This is a genomic window from Xanthomonas sp. NCPPB 3583 (assembly GCF_041475715.2).
In the GTDB taxonomy this organism is placed as follows: Bacteria; Pseudomonadota; Gammaproteobacteria; order Xanthomonadales; family Xanthomonadaceae; genus Xanthomonas; species Xanthomonas euvesicatoria.
This window is the reverse complement of sequence record NZ_CM191263.1, coordinates 1,883,307-1,900,851: the sequence shown is the minus strand read 5'-3', so window position 1 is coordinate 1,900,851 and position 17,545 is coordinate 1,883,307. Positions and strand designations below refer to the sequence as shown.

Here is a 17,545-nt window from a genome sequence, read left to right as displayed (position 1 = left end):
CGCCCGCAGGCGATGGCTGAACCAGGCAGCTTGCGCTCCTGCGTCTGCGGCAGCGCGCAGCCTGCGCCACGGCCGGTACAGCCGTCGGCCCGCGCACATGGGGCCGTGCCGTCTTCGGGCCGCGCAGCAACGCGATATCGCCCCGGCAGCCAGCCACCGGGCGTGCACGCGGTGGCACGCGGCAACGAGCGCCATGCCGCACTGCAGGAGACGTACCATTGCCCGATAGCCACAGGGCAACGAACGGTCTTACAGATGCTTGATCAGAATGAACTCATCCATCCGCAAGCTGCGGTCGCGCCGGGGTATCTGGCCAACCATGCAGCGCGGGTCTTCAACCGCCTGGTGGACGCCGAGCTGCGGCCGCACGGCGTGTCGCTGGCGCTGATCGGCCCGATCATGCTGCTGTCCTGGAAAGGCCCGATGCTGCAGCGTGACCTGGTCATCGCATCGGCCGTGAAGCAGCCGGCCATGGTGGCACTGCTGGACAAGCTGGAGGGACTGAAGCTCATCAAGCGCACCCCGACCCCGCAGGATCGCCGTGCCGCGCTGGTGGCGCTCACCGCGCGCGGGCGCAAGATGGCCGAACTCGGTGGGCGTGCGCTGCTGGATATGAACGCAGTGGCGCTGGAAGGCTTTTCCGCTGACGAGGTGCAGCAGACCGTCGCGTTGATGCACCGGCTGATCGCGAACATGGAGCTTCACGGCCAGGACGTGTAATATCACACCTGATATTTCCTGCCAGGATGACAGCAATGCCGCGTCGTATCCTCATCACCGGCGCCAGCATCGCCGGCAACACTGCCGCCTGGACACTCGCCCATCGCGGCTTCGATGTGACCGTGGTGGAACGCGCCACCCGGTTTCGCGATGGCGGCCAGAACATCGACGTACGTGGTGTCGGCCGTGAGGTGCTGCAACGCATGGGCCTGGAACAGGCCGCGCTGGCCCAGGGAACCGGCGAAGAAGGCACCGCCTGGATCGACGCGCACGGCCAGGCCGTCGCCACCTTCAAGACCGAAGACATCGATGGCGATGGCCCGACCGCCGAACTGGAGATCTTGCGCGGCGATCTGGCCCGCCTGCTCTACGATGCCGCGCGCGGCCATGTGACGTACCGCTTCGGCGACCGCATCGCCAGCATCGAAGACGCTGCCGGCAGCGATGCCGCAACCGTCACCTTCGAAAGCGGTTGCAGCGAACGCTTCGACGCGGTGATCGTCGCCGAAGGCGTGGGCTCTTCGACGCGCGAACAGGTCTTCCCGGGAGAAAACGATCCGCGCTGGATGGATCTGACCATCGCCTACTTCACCATCCCGCGCAGCGCCGACGACGACCCGCTGTGGCGCTGGTACCACACCACCGGCGGGCGCAGCATCTCGTTGCGACCCGACCGGCACGGCACCACGCGCGCCATGCTCTCGCTGCAGAAACCGCCCGAAGGCGAACAAGACTGGGACATCGACGCCCAGAAGGCCTACCTGCACGAGGGCTTTGCCGACGCCGGGTGGCAGGCGGCGCGCGTGCTCGATGGCATGCATGGCACCGACGACTTCTACTTCGATGCCCTGCGCCAGGTGCGCATGCAGCGTTGGCATAGCGGTCGCACAGTGCTTACCGGCGATGCGGCCTGGTGCGCCACGCCACTGGCCGGGATCGGCGCCACCCTGGCAGTGACCGGCGCGTATGTTCTGGCCAACGAAATCGCCCAGGCCGCCACGCTGGACGCGGCCTTCGCTGCCTACGCCACCGCCATGCGCCCGATGGTCGAGCAGGCCCAGGGCGTGCCGAAGATCGGCCCACGCCTGATGAACCCGCATAGCCGGCTCGGCATCCACCTGCTGCATGGCGCACTCAAACTCGCCAGCCAGCCAAGCGTGCAGAACCTCGCTGCAAAGTGGATGACGCCGGCGATCAAGGCGCCGGATCTCTCGCGTTATCCCTAAGCGCCGTTGCAGGCGCCGGTAAGCCGCCGGCGGCAGCGTTGCAGGCAGGAATGACGAGTGTCTCGGCGCATTGAGCAGCCCCACCAGCACCTGAACCGGCAGACGCAACGTCTTCAGTTCCACTGCTAGAGGTCGCTAACGAACACGTCGAGACACCACTTGAGCGGCAGCCGTTGCGCTGGCTCTTGCGCTGTCGCGTGCGTATTCGTCTCCCTGCCGTTGCCGGGACTCCCCCGCTCTTCCGCCAGTCGGAACACCGATCGAACACCTATGCATTTCTTCCCGAATCTGCGCATTGGACAGCGCCTGGCCCTGGGCTTTCTCGCGATCATCGTCTTGATGGTGATCCTGACCGTGGTGGGCATCCAACGCGTTCGCAGCATCGACCAGCAACTCACCGCCATCAATGAGGTCAACAGCGTCAAGCAACGCTACGCGATCAATTTCCGTGGCAGCGTCCACGACCGCGCAATTGCTCTGCGCGACGTCGTACTCATGGACGACCCCGCAGAGCGCCACGCCGCCGAACAATCGATCGACAAGCTCGCTGCCGATTACGCACGCGCTGCGCAACCGCTCGACGACATGATCGCCAGCTCGACCGATGCAAAAGAGAAAGACATTCTCCGGCAGATCAAATCCGTCGAGCAGCGCACCCTGCCGCTGATCGCGCAAGTGCGCGCGTTCCGCGATGCGGCCGACAAGGCGCAGGCAGAACAGCACCTGCTGCAGCAAGCGCGCCCGGCCTTCATTGCCTGGCTGGCCAGCATCAACGCCTTCATCGACCTGCAGGAAGCCAAGAACCGCCAAGCCGCCAGGCAGGCCGTTGCCACCGCGCGCGGCTTTGCGATGCTGATGGTGATGTCCACCGTCGTCGCCCTGCTGTTGGGCGCCACCATCGCGTTCCTGCTCACGCGCAGTGTGGTGCTGCCGCTGCGCCAGTCGCTGCGCCTGGCCCAGCGCATCAACGACGGCGATCTGCGCAGCCAGGACGCAGCGACCGGCAACGACGAATCCGGGCAACTGCTGCGCGCCATGCAGCAGATGCAGCGACGCCTGCAGGAGGTGATCTGGGCGCAACGCAGCATGGCTGCGCGCCACGACGCCGGCGAAATCAGCTACCGCACCGACCCACAGGGTTTTCCCGGCGAATATGGCGACATGGTGCAAGACACCAACGCACTCGTACACGCCCACGTGCAGACCCAATTGCGCATGACCCAGGTCATGGGCAGCTACGCCATTGGCGATCTCACCCAGGACATCGAGCAGTATCCGGGCGAAAAATCCGCCATCACCGCCACCATGCAGCAGGTTAAGCGCAACCTGCAGGCCATCAACGCGCAGATCCAGGAACTGACCCAGGCCGCCTGCGCAGGCGACTTTGCACTCCGCGGCAAGGCGGAAACGTTCGAGCACGATTTTCGCCTGATGGTGGAAAACCTCAACACCATGATGGCCACCTCCGATACCAACCTGGCCAGCTTCTCCGGGCTGCTGCGCGCGATCGCCGATGGCGACCTCACCGTGCGCATGTCCGGCAACTTCCACGGCGTGTTCGCCTCCATGCGTGACGATGCCAACAGCACCGTGCACCGCCTCACCGACATCGTCACCCGCATCCAGACAACCTCCAACAGCATCAGCTTCGCCGCAGAAGATATCGCCAGCGGCAATCAGCAGCTGGCGCAGCGCAGCGAACAACAGGCCGCCAGCCTCGAAGAAACCGCTGCATCGATGGAAGAGCTGACCTCCACCGTCAAGCAGAATGCCGAACATGCCACCCGCGCCAACCAGCTCGCACGCGGCGCCGCCGCCATCGCCTCGGAAGGCCGCGACGTGGTCGGCCAGGTGATCGAACAGATGTCCGGCATCGAAGCCTCGTCCAGACGTATCGCCGACATCATTTCGGTCATCGACGGCATCGCCTTCCAGACCAATATCCTGGCCCTCAATGCCGCGGTGGAGGCCGCACGCGCCGGCGAACAGGGCCGCGGCTTCGCTGTTGTTGCATCGGAAGTGCGCACGCTCTCGCACCGTTCCTCGGATGCGGCAAAAGAAATCAAGCGGCTCATCGACGATTCCGTACAACGCGTCGCCGACGGCTCCACCCTCGTGCACACCGCCGGCACCACCATGGGCGAAATCGTCACCAGCGTCCAGCACGTCACCGACATCATGGCCCATATCTCCGCCGCCTCGCAGGAACAAGCCGGCGGTATCGAACAGGTCAATCACACCATCGCGCAGATGGACGAGACCACCCAACACAATGTGCGCCTGGTCGAAGCCGCCAGCACCGCCGCGCATGCGTTGGAACAGCACTCCGCGCAACTCACCCGCGCAGTGGAAGTCTTCAAGGTCAACGCAACGGTGCTGTGAGTCCGCGCGATAGCATTCGACGCACCAGCGACGGTCGCGGCGATCATCTGGGGCTCGACCTACCGCAAGCGCCTAACCGGCAGAAAACAGACCAACCTGTCGCGGCGGATAGATCAGATCGCGCCCAACCGGGCGCGCATCGGCATTCAACTGATGCGGCTGCACCGCGGTCTCGCCAAGAATGTGCAGCACCTGCCACCTCCGGTGCAGCAACAGATCCGCAATAAGGCGGCGATGGCATTGCCACCAGAGTGCTTCGGCGCACATCAACGCCGTACGCCGCTCACGTGCCATGGCGGTCGCCTGCTCCAGCCCGGCGCCGAAGTCGGCGCTGGTCATATGGTCGGCATAGCCCTGAAACGCCGCGTTGCGCCACGCGCCATTGGGCGACCCGGGTTGCGCCTTGCGCCGTCCACCCAGCTCGGGCAGCCACAGATAGCGCACCGACGCCGCGTCCAGTGCATGCGCCATCGTGTCGCTGGCAAACCAAGGGTAGCGACGCGAGCCCGGAAAGCGCCGCACATCCACCACTGCCTTAATCCGATGCGCGCTCAACAACGCGACGAACGCCTCCCAGGTCCTGGTGGAATGACCGATTGTCCAGAGCATCCCGGCCGTATCGCCAGCGGCCTGCAGCCCAGGCGCGTCGGTGTTGATCAGGGGAGAGGTGTCATGCATCGCAGCAGCAGTTAGGCGGAGTGGCAATACAGCACTAGCACTGCCAGCGCCCACAGCAAGTGATGGGCACGCGACCTCTTCCCGCACGCGGATCTGGCTCATCGGCTTTTTAAGCGCGTGCAATTCCCGTAGCAAGGTAATGGCTGATCGCTCCAGATCGTCCTGAATGCGGTGGCAGCGGTGCGCTGGTAGCGCGACCATCTGCACGACACGGTCGACCGCGTCGCTGAGCGATCAGCTCGATGACACATTGATCGTCAGGGGACCATCGCGCTGAGTGCGGGACAGAAGATGAGACGGGCGGTGTGCGTTGGGGAAGCGTCACGGCGCGGAGCGATTTGCAGCGACGCGTTGGCGGAGAGAGTGGGATTCGAACCCACGGAAGGTTTGACCCTTCGCCGGTTTTCAAGACCGGTGCCTTAAACCGCTCGGCCATCTCTCCGATGCTGCTGCGCGTGACCGCCGAAGGCGCCGGATGTCACGCGGGCAACCCGCCTTGCGCGGGTGGCCCTGTCTGTGGCCGCACGAACATCTGTGCGGCCGTTCTCCCAGGATCGCTCCCGGGCGCGCATTCTCGCATGCCCGGGCGCGTTTTGCTCAATGACACCACCGCCGTCAGCTGGCGCAGCGTGCCGCTCCCTTGATGGTACTCGGCCACTACCCCGCATGGTCGGCGAAGATGCCTGAGCACACAGGCAACCTGCCGAACATCTGCAGCGCACTGGCTGCGCAGCAGCTAGCGAACTGCCAACGTACGTGCCGGCCAGCCTCGACCGCCAACCCAGCCTTGGCCAGCTTTGTCACGGACGCTCAGCCCGCCTCGGCCACCACCAGGCGCGGCGCCGTGCCTGCGGCACGCTTGAGCTTTTCAGCCAACTCAGCGCAATTGCCGCCGCAATCCAGGCGCGAGCGTTCGATTTCCTGCGGCAGGTGTTCGGCCAGGAAGTCGATGAACACCCGCACCGCCGGCAGCAGGCCGCGACGCGAGGCGAACACGGCATGGCAGATGCCCTGCGGCAGCGACCAGTGCGGCAGCACCACTTCCAGCTCGCCGCTGCGCACCGCTTCGGCGCACACGGTTTCCGGCAGCATGGTGATGCCGAAGCCGTCGCGCGCCATCGATTGCAGCAGCGGGAAGTCGAAGCCGGCCAGGCGTGGCTGCAGATCGACGCGGCGCATTTCGCCGTTCGGGCCGTGCAGCTCCCAGCGCTGATGCGCTTCGTCTTCGCTGGTGCTCATGGTGGTGTGGTTGGCCAGCTCGCTGGGGTCCTTGGGGCGACCGGCGCGATCCAGGTATTTGGGGCTGGCAACCAGCAGTTCCTGCACCTGTCCGAAGCTGCGCATCACCAGGCTGCCGTCGTCGTCCAGGCGCGAGCGCACGCGCAGCGCAATGTCGTAGCCCTCGTTGATGACATCGACGCGGCGATTGCTGATATTGAGCTGCAGCCGCACCTTGGGATACTTGGCCAAAAATTCCGGCAACAACTTGGGCAACTGGATCTGCGCAAGCGAAACAGGAACGCTCACACGTACAAGACCGCGCGGCTCGGCGCTGAGACGATCCACCACCTCGCGCGCAGCCTGGGCCTCGGCAAGCATGGTTTGCGCGTGCCGGTGCACGCTGGTGCCGACGTCGGTCACCGCGAAACGGCGCGTGGAGCGCTGCAACAGGCGCACACCCAGGTCGGTCTCGAGCTGGCTGATGCGCCGGCTCAGGCGCGATTTGGGGATGCCAAGCGCACGCTCGGCAGCGGCGAAGCCGCCGTGATCCACCACCATCGCAAAGTAATACAGGTCATTCAGGTCGTGCATGGCGCAGGTATCCATGGATAGAACGATACGTGATATTTAACCACCTTTATTCCAACAGAGCAACGACCTAGGCTGCACACCTCCGCGGCGCTGCCGCTTGCCACAGGTCATCGTCATGAAACTGCTGCACCTCGATTCCAGCGCGCTAGGCGCCAATTCCGTCACGCGCGTGCTCAGCGCCGCCGTCGTGGAGCAGCAGCGCCGGCGTCATCCCGAGGTGGACGTGTCGTATCGCGACCTCGACCGCGACCCGATTCCGCATCTGACCGCGCAGACGCTGGCGCAGACCGATCCGGCAGAGGCCGCGGCCGCCGAAGCGGTGATGCAGCAGTTCCTGCAGGCCGATGTCATCGTGATTGGCGCACCGATGTACAACTTCGCCATCCCCTCCACGCTCAAGGCCTGGATCGATCGCATTGCAGTTGCCGGGCGCACCTTCCAGTACACCGCCAATGGTCCGGAAGGCTTGGCCGGCGGCAAGCGCGTCATCATCGCCAGCGCGCGTGGTGGCCTGTATGCCGATCCGACGAACGATTTTCAGGAGCCGTATCTGCGCCAGGTGTTGGGCTTCCTGGGCATCGACGACATCAGCTTCGTGCGCGCAGAGGGTGTGGCGTATTCGCCGCAGCATCGCGCCGATGCGCTGGCCTCGGCGCTGGCCGGGCTGGGTGAGGAAGAAGAGGCTGCTGTGAGCGCGTAAGCCTGCGGCGTGACGGGTTGACGCGTTGAAAGGTCGTCATGACTGCGAGTTGCCATAGCGAAAAACGGGACCACCGCTGGTCCCGTTTTTTTGTGTCGATTTCCAATAGCAAAGAAGCTCGCGCTCAAACGCCCTCGCACCATGTGCGCCAGACATCGCAGACTCCATTCGACACTCGCATGTGTGGAAGCTGCCAAGCGTAGCGAGCACGCGTCTGACAAGTGTCGATCTAACCGGGCAACCGCAGCGCCCGAAGCGATATGCGCGCCGAACGCCGCCCGCGCCGCCTGGTTGTGAGCGCCGTCCTCCTGTTTACCCGCACTCAGCCGATCCGCTCGAGCCCGCCCATGTACGGACGCAGCACCTGCGGCACATCGATCGAGCCATCGGCGTTCTGGTAGTTCTCCATCACCGCAATCATCGCGCGGCCCACGGCAGTGCCGGAGCCGTTGAGCGTGTGCAGCAACTCCGGCTTGCCGCTGACCGGGTTGCGCCAGCGCGCCTGCATGCGCCGCGCCTGGAAATCGCCGCAATTGGAACAGGACGAAATTTCGCGATAGGTGTTCTGCGAAGGCAGCCATACCTCAAGATCGTAGGTCTTGATCGCGGAAAACCCCATGTCGCCGGTGCACAGCAGCACCTTGCGATACGGCAGGCCGAGTTGTTCCAGCACCACTTCGGCGCAGCGCGTCATGCGCTGATGCTCGGCGTCGCTATCTTCCGGCGCGCAGGCGGTCACCAGCTCCACCTTTTCGAACTGGTGCTGGCGGATCATGCCGCGCGTATCGCGGCCACCACTGCCGGCTTCGGCGCGGAAACACATCGAATGCGCGGTCATGCGCAGTGGCAGACGCTCGGCGTCGATGATCTCATCGCGCACGATATTGGTCAGCGGCACTTCGGAGGTGGGGATCAGGTAACGGCGCGACTCGCCCACTTCGGTCTGGAACAAATCGTCTTCGAATTTCGGCAGCTGACCGGTGCCGCGCATCGAATCGGCATTGACCAGCAGCGGCACGTTGGTTTCTTCGTAACCGTGCTCGCCCACATGCAGGTCAAGCATGAACTGCGCCAAGGCACGGTGCAGGCGCGCGACCGGGCCGCGCAGCACGGTGAACCGCGCGCCCGACAATTTGGCTGCCGTTTCGCCATCCAGCCAGCCGTGCGGCGCGCCGAGTTCCACATGGTCCTTGACGGCGAAATCGAATTGACGCGGCGTGCCCCAGCGCGATTGCTCCACGTTCTCGCTTTCGTCCTTGCCGAGCGGCACATCCTCGGCCGGCAGGTTGGGCAAGCCAAGCGCGATGCCCTCGAGCTTGGCGCGAATCGCATCCAGCGCCTCTTCGGACGCCTTGAGTTCATCGCCGAACCCGGCCACTTCGGCCATCAGCGCGGCCACATCTTCGCCCTTGGCCTTGGCCTGCCCGATCGCCTTGGATTTGGAATTGCGCTGACTCTGCAGTTCCTGCGTGCGCACCTGGATACGCTTGCGCTCGCTCTCCAGCAACTCCAGTTCCGCAATGTTTAAATCGAAACTGCGCGTGCTGCGCAGGCGCTCGGCAAGGTCGGCGGGGTGTTGGCGAAGCAGGGCCGGATCTAGCATCGGAATAGGTGCGTCAGTGGAATAGCGCGAGATTATCGCCTGTTCCGGCACCTGCTGCGATCGATTCACTACGGCTATGCCAGAATTGCGACGATTCTTCAGGTGAGCCCTATGCCCGCGCCCCGTCCTGCGTCCGATCGCCATATCGTTCTGCGTCTGCCCCGCCACACGCTGAAAATCGCCGGCATCGCCTTCGCTGCCGGCCTGCTGTTGTTCCTGCTCGTCTGGGCCACCGGCCGCAAGGACGACTTCTATAAAGCCTCGCCGGCACAGCCGACCGCAGGCGCGCAGACCGACGACACCATTGCGCCGCTGCCGGCGCCGTTGCCCGCCCAGGACGGTGCCAGCGACATGCCGCAGGCCAAGCCGCCGGCCGAAACCCCCACCCTGGTGGACACCGCGCCCCCCGCCCCGCCCGCGCCGACGCCGCTGCCGGAAAATGCGGCACCCGGCGCGCCAGGTGCCGCTGGCAGCGCCGCGCCGGTCAACGCACCGGTCGCTGGCGGCGATCGCCCGGTACCGATCCAGGGCCAGATGCCGCCGCCCCGCTACCCGTCGGCTGCGCTGCGTCGCGGCGATGCTGGCGATGTGGTGGTGCGGGTCGACGTGGATGCCGCCGGCAATCCCGGTGGCGTGACCCTGGTGCAGCGCAGCGGCTCGCGCGACCTGGACCGTGCGGCCATGGAAGCCGTGCGGCACTGGCGCTTCCACCCGGCGCAGCGCAATGGCCAGCCGGTGGCCGGCAGCATGGACATCCCGTTCGAGTTCAAGCCTGCGCAGTAAGTACAGCTAACTCTTCGCGCGTGTTGCTTGTCACTGCCTTGCCGATGTCCGGGTGCGAGGTGGCAGGCCTTGGCTGACGCCACGCAGCCACAAACAGCATGCAGTTTTAACCGGGCCGCAATGTCAGCTTGACTAAGCTGAACTTTCAGCAAGCTCGAGCGCTTCATTCGCCGTCCGCCTTAGCTGCCCCTCAGGTAGCGCCAACCAGACTGGTCTCGTCATCCTCAGATGCGCCAGGAGGTCGGCCATGTCCGTCACTTCAAATCCTTCATCCGCTCACCCGTCGTCGCTGCCGCAGCACGGCAGGCGCTCGATGGAGCGGCAGCAGAATGCAGCGAGCGACGGCGCTTCGCCCTGGATGTGGGCAACGCTGGTGGCGCTGCTCATCGTGGTACCCAGCTGGTGGTGGGCACGCCACAGCGACGAGTCACTGGCGACCGATACGCGGCCGCTGCCGGCAGCGAGTCGGCAGATCCTGCCGACGACCGATGGCCCGCGTGCGATGACGATGGTGGCGCACCAGCCTGCTCGCCCAGCGGTCAGCAGCGTGGAAGCCAAGCCGCTGCCTGGCAATGCCATGCCGAGCTACCCGGCCGCCGTGGCACGTGCCGGCATCCAGGGCAGCCGCACTGCACGTTTGCAGCTGGATGTGCAGGGCCGGGTGAGCGATGTCACCATCGTCGACCGGAGCGGAAGTGACGACCCTCGGCTGGATGCAGTGGTGATGGAGAGCTTGCGCCGGTGGCGCTTCGAGCCCGCCACGCGCGATGGCCATGCGGTGGTGAGCAGCGTGCAGGTGCCGGTGGAGTTCACCGCGCAGCGTTGAGGATTTGCTCAGCGCTGCGGCGCTTGACGGACGGCAACGCTCGCGATGTCGCGGCGCGTCGCCCGGCTCCTGACTCGCAAAAAGACATGGTCTTTCCGGACCCGGCGAGATCCAGGCCATCCGGCAACGGAAAACGCGTCACCGATGCCCGGCGATTTCCAGCCCGAATCCGGCGCCCTGCGCCAGCGTGTCGAACCCCGGGAACGAGGTCGCCACATTCGCCACATCGTTCACCTGCACCTGACCTGTAGACAGCTGGCCGGCGATGGCGAACGCCATGGCAATGCGATGGTCGCCATGACTTTCGATCACGCCGCTGCCGATGCTGCCCCCGTGGATGGTGGCGCCATCCGGTGTTTCGTCAACCTGCACGCCAAGCGTGCGCAGGCCGGTGGCCATCGCCGCCAGCCGATCGGACTCTTTGACCCGCAGTTCGGCGGCGCCGGTCACCACGGTCTGCCCGCTTGCGGCAGCCGCGGCCACGAACAAGGCCGGGAACTCGTCGATCATGTCCGGCACCAGCGCTTCGGGGATCTGCGCACCGCGCAATGGCGCGTAACGCACGCGCAGATCGGCGACTGGCTCGCCGCCGTGTTCGGCGTGGTTTTCTTCGCCAATATCCGCGCCCATCAGGCGCAACGCGGCCAGCAGCCCGGTGCGGCGTGGATTCAATCCGACCGCGCGCAGCACCACCTCCGAGCCGGGAACGATGCTGGCAGCGACGATGAAGAACGCAGCCGACGAAAAATCCGCAGGTACCGCGATATCGGTCGCGCGCAGACGCTGCCCACCCCGAAGACGGGCCTTACCAGGCGAAAAATCGATCTCCACGCCGAACGCCGACAGCATGCGCTCGGTGTAGTCGCGGGTGGGATGCGGCTCGGTCACCGAGGTCTCGCCCTGCGCATAGAGACCGGCCAGCAAGACCGCTGACTTGACCTGCGCGCTGGCAACCGGCGAGACGAAATCGATGCCGTGCAGTGCCTGCCCACCGTGCACGTGCAGTGGCGGCGTGCCATCGTCCTGCGTTTCGATCCGCGCGCCCATCTGCGCCAGCGGGCCGGTCACGCGCCGCATCGGCCGCTTGGATAACGACTCGTCTCCCACCAGCACGCTGTCGAAGCGCTGCGCCGCCAACAGGCCGGCCAGCAGACGCATCCCGGTGCCGGCATTGCCGCAATCCAGCGCCTCGGCCGGCGGCTGCAGACCATCCACACCCACACCGTGCACGATGCGCTGCGACGCCGACGGCGTTTCGATGCGCACGCCCAGCTTGGCGAAAATGGCAGCGGTCGAACGCGTGTCTTCGCCTTCGAGAAACCCATCGATCTGCGAAACGCCGTCGGCGAGCGCGGCGAACATGACCGCGCGGTGCGAAACCGATTTATCGCCAGGAATGGCCAGGCTGCCCTGCAGTGCGGTGCCGCGACGGGCAATCCAGTGGTGCGTGCTGCTGCTCATGCATGTGGTCCGATGGCTGCGGCATCGCCAATGCTGACGATGCGCTTTGAAGAAGGTTGCGGCGCTGCCGTCGATACAAGGTCGCGGCGCTCCGGCATGGATTGTCGTATCGAGCTTCGATGCTCAGGGAATGGCCACCGGATACGAACCCAGCACCTTGATCTGTGCCGAGTGCGCTTTCAGTTCGGCCAGCGCCTGCTTCATCGCATCGTCTTCGACATGGCCGATCAGATCGATGAAGAAGCCGTATTCCCACTTGGCCTGATGCGAGGGCCGCGATTCGATGCGATTCATGCTGATGCCGTGGCGTGCGAACGGGCTCAGCACGTCGAACAACGCACCTGGCTTGTCGTGGATGAACACCAGCACCGACGTGCGGTCGTGCCCGGACGAAGGAAAGATCTGCCGCCCGATCACCAAAAAGCGCGTGGTGTTGTCGTCGTCGTCCTCGATCGACTTCATGATGACCTTCTTCAAGCCATACACGTGCGCTGCGCTTTCGCCGCCGATGGCCGCGGCATCTTCAGCATTGCGTGCGCGGCGTGCGCCTTCGGCGTTGCTGGACACCGCGATCTTTTCCACCTTGGGCAGATGCGAGCGCAACCAACCTGCAGTCTGCGCGAACGATTGCGAATGCGCGTAGATGCGTTCGATATCTTCCAGCCGGCCGTTGCGCGAAAGCAGGTACTGATGCACGCGCAGCTCGACTTCGCCGCAGATTTTCAGGTTGGAGGTCAGGAACATGTCCAGGGTGACCTGGATGGTGCCCTGCCCCGAATTTTCCACCGGCACCACGCCGAAATCGGCGTTGCCGGCTTCCACTTCCTGGAACACTTCTTCGATGGTCGCCATCGGCAAGCCCACCGCCGAGCGGCCGAAATGCTTGAGTACCGCCTGCTGGCTGAAGGTGCCTTCCGGGCCGAGGTAACCGATCTTCAGCGGCTCCTGCTGAGCCAGGCACGCCGACATGATTTCGCGGTAGACGTGCACCAGCACTTCGTCGCTGAGCGGGCCTTCGTTGCGGTCCACCACCATGCGCAGCACCTGCGCCTCGCGCTCGGGGCGATAGTAATCCACCGCTGCCGCAAGCTTGCCCTTGGCCTTGCCGACCTGATGCGCAAAGTTGGCGCGCTCGGCAATCAGCGCCTGGATGTTGCGGTCGATCTCGTCGATCTTGGCACGCACATCGGCCAGCACCGGCGCGGCGGTCTTGATCGCGGCCTTTTCAGCCGGCGTGTTTGCAGGTTTGCTGTCTGAAGCACGCACCGATGTCTTGGTCGGCTTTTTCTTGCCGCCTGTGGCGGCCGTGGACTTGTCGGACTTGGGGGCCATCGCTGGGCATTCCTAAAATGGCGGCGCATGTGCGCTGTCAGCGCATGCGCCTGCGCGGCAGACGCCGCAGGTAGATGAAGACTCAGCCGTGACGCTGCTGGAAGTCGTGCATGAACGCGGCCAGCGCTTGCGCGCCGGCCACCGGCATCGCGTTGTACAGCGACGCCCGAATGCCACCGACTGCCTTGTGCCCCTTCAACGCGAGCAGCCCGGCTGCCTTGGATTCGCTGACGAACAGCGCATCCAGCTGCTCGTCCGGCAGAAAGAACGGGATGTTCATGCGCGAACGCACTGCCGGTTTGATCAGGTTGCGATAGAAGCCGCCGGAGCCATCGATGGCGCCATACACCAGCGCGGCCTTCTCGGCATTGCGGCGCGCGAACTCCTGCACTCCGCCCTGTTCCAGCATCCACTTGACGGTCAGCCCGAGCACGTACCAGTTCCAGGTCGGCGGCGTGTTGAGCATCGAATCGCGCGCGGCATGCGAGGCGTAATTGAAGATGTCCGCACGCGGTTGCCCGGCGCGCTCCAGCAGGTCGCGCCGCACGATCACCACCGAAATGCCCACCGGGCCAAGATTCTTCTGTGCGCCGGCGTAGATCAGGCCGTAGCGCGAGATATCCAGCGGCTCGGAGGCGATCGACGAACTGAAGTCGGCAAACAACGGCAACGTGCCCACGTCCGGCGTGTCGCGAAATTCGACGCCATGGATGGTTTCGTTGGCGGTGATGTGCACGTAGGCCGAATGCGGCGACAAGGTCCAGCTGGCCGCCGGGGGAATGTCGACAAAGCCATCGGCCTGCGCGTCGGCGGCGATGCGCGCATCCACAGACGTGGCCGCCTGCTTGATCGCGGTCTTGCCCCAATGCCCGGTGATCACGTAGTCGGCCGCCTGGCCGGGCGCGGCAAAATTCAGCGGCAGCAGCGCCTGGATGGTGGTGGCGCCACCGGCGGTGAACAGCACCGCATAGTCGTCGGGAATCGACAACAAACTGCGCAGATCGGCTTCGGCGGCAGCCGCCACCGCCATGAAATCGGCGCTGCGGTGGCTGATTTCCACGATCGAGGCGCCGACGCCGTTCCACTCGACCATCTCTGCCTGCGCCTGCCGCAGGACCGATTCCGGCAATGTCGCAGGGCCGGCACTGAAATTGAACGCGCGTGTCATGGCACACCTTGGTCGAGCTAGCCTTCTAGTATGCCGCAGCGCATCGGGCTTGGCAGCGGACAAAAAAGTTGCAGCTGCATCCTTTTGACTGAGCCTGACGTAACGTAGACAGGTGCCCAGGCGAACTTTTGTCTTGGTTCGTTACTCTCACGCTGCAGCCACTGCCGGAGCCTGCCATGTCGTTTCGCGATGCTTTCAACTTGCCGTCCAGCGAGATCACCGATGAGGCCGTTTACCGCGACCGCCGCCGGCTGCTGCAGTTATTTGCGTTGACCCCCGCGCTGGGCGTGGCCGGATGTGCCGAAGCCGACCCGCCCCCGCCTCCCAAGACCGTGGTGACGCCGGCGCAGGCGCGCAGCGGATTTCGCACGGCCGAGGAACTGACCCGGCTGGAAGACGTCACCAGCTACAACAACTTCTACGAGTTCGGGACCGACAAGACCGATCCGTCCAAGGCGGCCAAGACCCTGAAGCTGTCGCCTTGGACGGTGAAGGTAGGCGGTGAATGCGAGAAGCCCGGCAGCCTGTCGCTGGATGAGCTGCTCAAGGGCATCGCGCCGGAAGAACGCATCTACCGGCTGCGCTGCGTGGAAGGCTGGTCGATGGTGATCCCGTGGACGGGCGTGCCGCTGGGCGAGGTACTCAAGCGCTTCGCGCCGACCTCCAAGGCCAAGTACGTGGCATTCACCACCCTGGCCGACCCGCAGCAGATGCCGGGCGTACGCTACCGCTCGATCAACTGGCCGTACCGCGAAGGCTTGCGCATCGACGAGGCGATGCATCCGCTGACCCTGCTGGCCACCGGCCTGTACGGCAAGCCGCTGCCGCAGCAGAACGGCGCGCCGTTGCGCCTGGTGGTGCCGTGGAAGTACGGCTTCAAGAGCATCAAATCGATCGTGGAAATCCGTTTCGTCGAAAAGATGCCCGAGACCGCCTGGCACGATCTGCAACCGTCCGAATACGGCTTCTTTTCCAACGTCAACCCGGCAGTGGATCACCCGCGCTGGAGCCAGAAGACCGAACGCCGCATCGCCGGCACCGCCAGCAAGCTGTTTGCCGAGCGCATCGCCACAAAGCCCTTCAACGGATATGCCGATCAGGTCGCTTCGCTGTATGCAGGCATGGATCTGAAGAAGTGGTTCTAGGCAACACACAATCTGGCATCGACCCAGCGTAGGAGCGCACCCGGGCGCGACGGGCATGACCACCAAAGCCAGTCGCGCCCGGGTGCGCTCCTACGCTTCAGCATCGCTTCCTTCTTCGAGATCGCATGGCCAAGACATCCACTTCCGTGATCGCTGCCAAGACGCTGGTGCATGCCGCGGCGCTGGCGCCGATCGCCCTGCTCGGCTGGCAATTCTGGCAGGTGTGGCAAGGCGGCAGCGACGCGCTGGGCGCCGATCCGGTGGCCGAGATCGAACACCGCACCGGGCTGTGGGCGCTGCGTTTCTTGCTGATCACCCTGGCGATCACGCCGTTGCGCCAACTCACCGGGCAGGCCGTGGTGATCCGCTTCCGCCGCATGCTGGGCCTGTACGCGTTCTTCTACGCCAGCGTGCATCTGGCGGCTTACCTCACGCTGGACCTGCGCGGCTTCTGGACGCAGATTTTCGAGGAGATCCTCAAACGCCCGTACATCACGGTGGGGTTTGCGGCGTGGTTGTTGCTGATGCCGCTGGCGATCACCTCCACCCAGGGGTGGATGCGTCGGCTCAAGCGCAACTGGGGCCGCCTGCACACGCTGATCTACCCGATCGGCCTGCTGGCGGTGCTGCATTTCTGGTGGCTGGTGAAATCCGATATCCGCGAGCCGGCCCTGTACGCCGGCATTCTTGCGGTATTGCTGAGCTGGCGCGTCTGGAAAAAACTCAGCGCGCGCCGAACCATAGCAAGGCGCTCAACGCCGCCGCCAGCAACACCGCGCTGAGCAGCAACCAGGGCCAGCGGGCCACCTTCACCGGTGCGCGCGTCGGCTCTGCAGCCGCACGCGGCGGCGGCGGGGGTTCGGTATCGGGCAGATCCCAGGTGGTGCCGTGGTGCGTCCTCGGCACTTCCACCACGAAACGGTGGCGCGCATCGAAGACGACCTGGTCGCCAGCCTGCAGCCAGCCGTCGCGCACCTGGACGCCATTGATCCAGCTCCCCTCTTCCGAACCCAGATCGCGGATCAGCACACGGTCGCCGTGTCGTTCCAGACGGGCGTGCTGCGCCGCAAATGCCGGGTCGTCGATGACGATATCGGCGGCAGCATCGCTGCCGACCAGACGCGCGCGATCCAGGGTGAAACTGCGACCATGATGGCGCCCGCCGATGCCGCGCAACAACAGGCAGACCTCGCCGAGGTTGGCCGTGTCGTCGTGGATATCGTTGGCCGGCGCACTGGACGGGGCACTGCGCAGCAGCATTTCCACGCCATCGGCATAGATCGCATCGCCCGCCCGTAGCAGCGCCATGCGACGCACCGGGCGCCCATTGACGTGGATACCGCGAATGCCGCTGGCTACCTGCAGCCACAGGCCGCGTTGGTCCAGGCAGAACTGCGCCAACAGCAACGCGCCCTGCGCATCGCCGACCACCCGCACGCTGCCGGAGGCATGACGGACGATCCGGTGGACGCCGGGCTTGAGGGAATGATCCGGCTGCTGCCGGTGGGTGAAATGAACTTGCAGGTCGCGCACCCGCCGCAGCCTAGCAGGTTTGCCCCCATGCGCGGCCATCGGTGGTGATCGGAGCCGTGCTGGATCGCTGGCGCGGGCGCGCCAGGATCGCGCTGCCGTCGGCTGAGCAGGCGGCAGCGCAGCTTGCAGACCTGTGTTTGCGACACGGACAGCAAGGCCACACATGGCCGCACTTG

Annotated in this window: 15 protein-coding genes, 1 tRNA gene and 1 pseudogene; 9 read left to right on the top strand and 8 right to left on the bottom strand. The window is 65.2% G+C overall.

The features are described from left to right. Window positions 1-44 precede the first annotated feature (44 nt). From ACCQ07_RS08515 to ACCQ07_RS08500, 4 genes and pseudogenes are all read left to right on the top strand, one after another. Window positions 45-213 (top strand): annotated as a pseudogene (locus ACCQ07_RS08515) (MarR family transcriptional regulator); the annotation flags it as partial. Between the two features lie 42 nt (window positions 214-255). Beyond that, on the top strand, window positions 256-720 hold the full coding sequence (locus ACCQ07_RS08510) for a MarR family winged helix-turn-helix transcriptional regulator (protein ID WP_372364131.1): 465 nt from the start codon (window positions 256-258) through the stop codon (window positions 718-720). 35 nt (window positions 721-755) lie between these two features. Continuing rightward, the gene (locus tag ACCQ07_RS08505) at window positions 756-1,946 is read left to right on the top strand and encodes an FAD-dependent monooxygenase (protein ID WP_011347057.1); all 1,191 of its coding nucleotides are present in this window, start codon (window positions 756-758) and stop codon (window positions 1,944-1,946) included. A gap of 270 nt (window positions 1,947-2,216) precedes the next feature. Next, the gene (locus ACCQ07_RS08500; protein WP_136733795.1) at window positions 2,217-4,328 is read left to right on the top strand and encodes a methyl-accepting chemotaxis protein; all 2,112 of its coding nucleotides are present in this window, start codon (window positions 2,217-2,219) and stop codon (window positions 4,326-4,328) included. A 72-nt stretch (window positions 4,329-4,400) separates the two neighbouring features. On the opposite strand, the gene ACCQ07_RS08495 is transcribed toward ACCQ07_RS08500, so the two are convergent. The 3 genes from ACCQ07_RS08495 to ACCQ07_RS08485 form a co-directional block, all read right to left on the bottom strand. Beyond that, window positions 4,401-5,006 carry a DUF488 domain-containing protein gene (locus ACCQ07_RS08495; protein ID WP_014089929.1) on the bottom strand — a complete coding sequence of 202 codons (606 nt, stop codon included), beginning with the start codon at window positions 5,004-5,006 and terminating at the stop codon, window positions 4,401-4,403. A 352-nt stretch (window positions 5,007-5,358) separates the two neighbouring features. Continuing rightward, window positions 5,359-5,448, bottom strand: a tRNA-Ser gene (locus tag ACCQ07_RS08490). Window positions 5,449-5,816: 368 nt separating this feature from the next. Then, window positions 5,817-6,833 (bottom strand): LysR family transcriptional regulator, encoded by a 1,017-nt coding sequence (locus ACCQ07_RS08485; RefSeq protein WP_003485786.1) that lies wholly within the window; start codon window positions 6,831-6,833, stop codon window positions 5,817-5,819. 100 nt (window positions 6,834-6,933) lie between these two features. Here ACCQ07_RS08485 and ACCQ07_RS08480 point away from each other — a divergent pair, with 100 nt between their 5' ends. Then, a complete protein-coding gene (locus tag ACCQ07_RS08480; RefSeq protein ID WP_011347050.1) occupies window positions 6,934-7,518 on the top strand; it encodes an FMN-dependent NADH-azoreductase in 585 nt (194 codons plus the stop codon). 322 nt (window positions 7,519-7,840) lie between these two features. On the opposite strand, the gene serS is transcribed toward ACCQ07_RS08480, so the two are convergent. Further along, the gene (gene serS, locus ACCQ07_RS08475; RefSeq protein WP_008574929.1) at window positions 7,841-9,121 is read right to left on the bottom strand and encodes a serine--tRNA ligase; all 1,281 of its coding nucleotides are present in this window, start codon (window positions 9,119-9,121) and stop codon (window positions 7,841-7,843) included. 111 nt (window positions 9,122-9,232) lie between these two features. On the opposite strand from serS, the gene ACCQ07_RS08470 reads away from it, so the two are divergent. Further along, a complete protein-coding gene (locus tag ACCQ07_RS08470) occupies window positions 9,233-9,904 on the top strand; it encodes an energy transducer TonB (protein WP_014089877.1) in 672 nt (223 codons plus the stop codon). Window positions 9,905-10,262: 358 nt separating this feature from the next. Next, entirely contained in the window at window positions 10,263-10,730 is a 468-nt protein-coding gene (locus ACCQ07_RS08465) for an energy transducer TonB (RefSeq protein ID WP_031422085.1), read from the top strand. A 138-nt stretch (window positions 10,731-10,868) separates the two neighbouring features. Here ACCQ07_RS08465 and aroA read toward each other — a convergent pair whose 3' ends face one another. The 3 genes from aroA to serC form a co-directional block, all read right to left on the bottom strand. Next, complete coding sequence (gene aroA, locus ACCQ07_RS08460; RefSeq protein WP_031422083.1) at window positions 10,869-12,191, bottom strand: 3-phosphoshikimate 1-carboxyvinyltransferase; 1,323 nt, start codon at window positions 12,189-12,191, stop codon at window positions 10,869-10,871. Window positions 12,192-12,314: 123 nt separating this feature from the next. After that, window positions 12,315-13,523 carry a prephenate dehydratase gene (pheA, locus tag ACCQ07_RS08455; protein WP_011347047.1) on the bottom strand — a complete coding sequence of 403 codons (1,209 nt, stop codon included), beginning with the start codon at window positions 13,521-13,523 and terminating at the stop codon, window positions 12,315-12,317. A gap of 82 nt (window positions 13,524-13,605) precedes the next feature. Next, on the bottom strand, window positions 13,606-14,691 hold the full coding sequence (serC, locus tag ACCQ07_RS08450; RefSeq protein WP_011347046.1) for a 3-phosphoserine/phosphohydroxythreonine transaminase: 1,086 nt from the start codon (window positions 14,689-14,691) through the stop codon (window positions 13,606-13,608). Between the two features lie 176 nt (window positions 14,692-14,867). Between serC and msrP the strand changes: the two genes are divergently transcribed. Both msrP and msrQ read left to right on the top strand, forming a co-directional pair. Then, a complete protein-coding gene (msrP, locus tag ACCQ07_RS08445; protein WP_008576241.1) occupies window positions 14,868-15,836 on the top strand; it encodes a protein-methionine-sulfoxide reductase catalytic subunit MsrP in 969 nt (322 codons plus the stop codon). A gap of 125 nt (window positions 15,837-15,961) precedes the next feature. Further along, window positions 15,962-16,618, top strand: coding sequence for a protein-methionine-sulfoxide reductase heme-binding subunit MsrQ (gene msrQ / locus ACCQ07_RS08440; RefSeq protein WP_008576242.1), 657 nt, complete (start codon window positions 15,962-15,964; stop codon window positions 16,616-16,618). Here msrQ and ACCQ07_RS08435 read toward each other — a convergent pair. Further along, window positions 16,560-17,369 (bottom strand): FHA domain-containing protein, encoded by an 810-nt coding sequence (locus ACCQ07_RS08435; protein ID WP_033479079.1) that lies wholly within the window; start codon window positions 17,367-17,369, stop codon window positions 16,560-16,562. The two genes, msrQ and ACCQ07_RS08435, sit on opposite strands and share 59 nt — an antisense overlap. Between the last annotated feature and the right edge of the window lie 176 nt (window positions 17,370-17,545).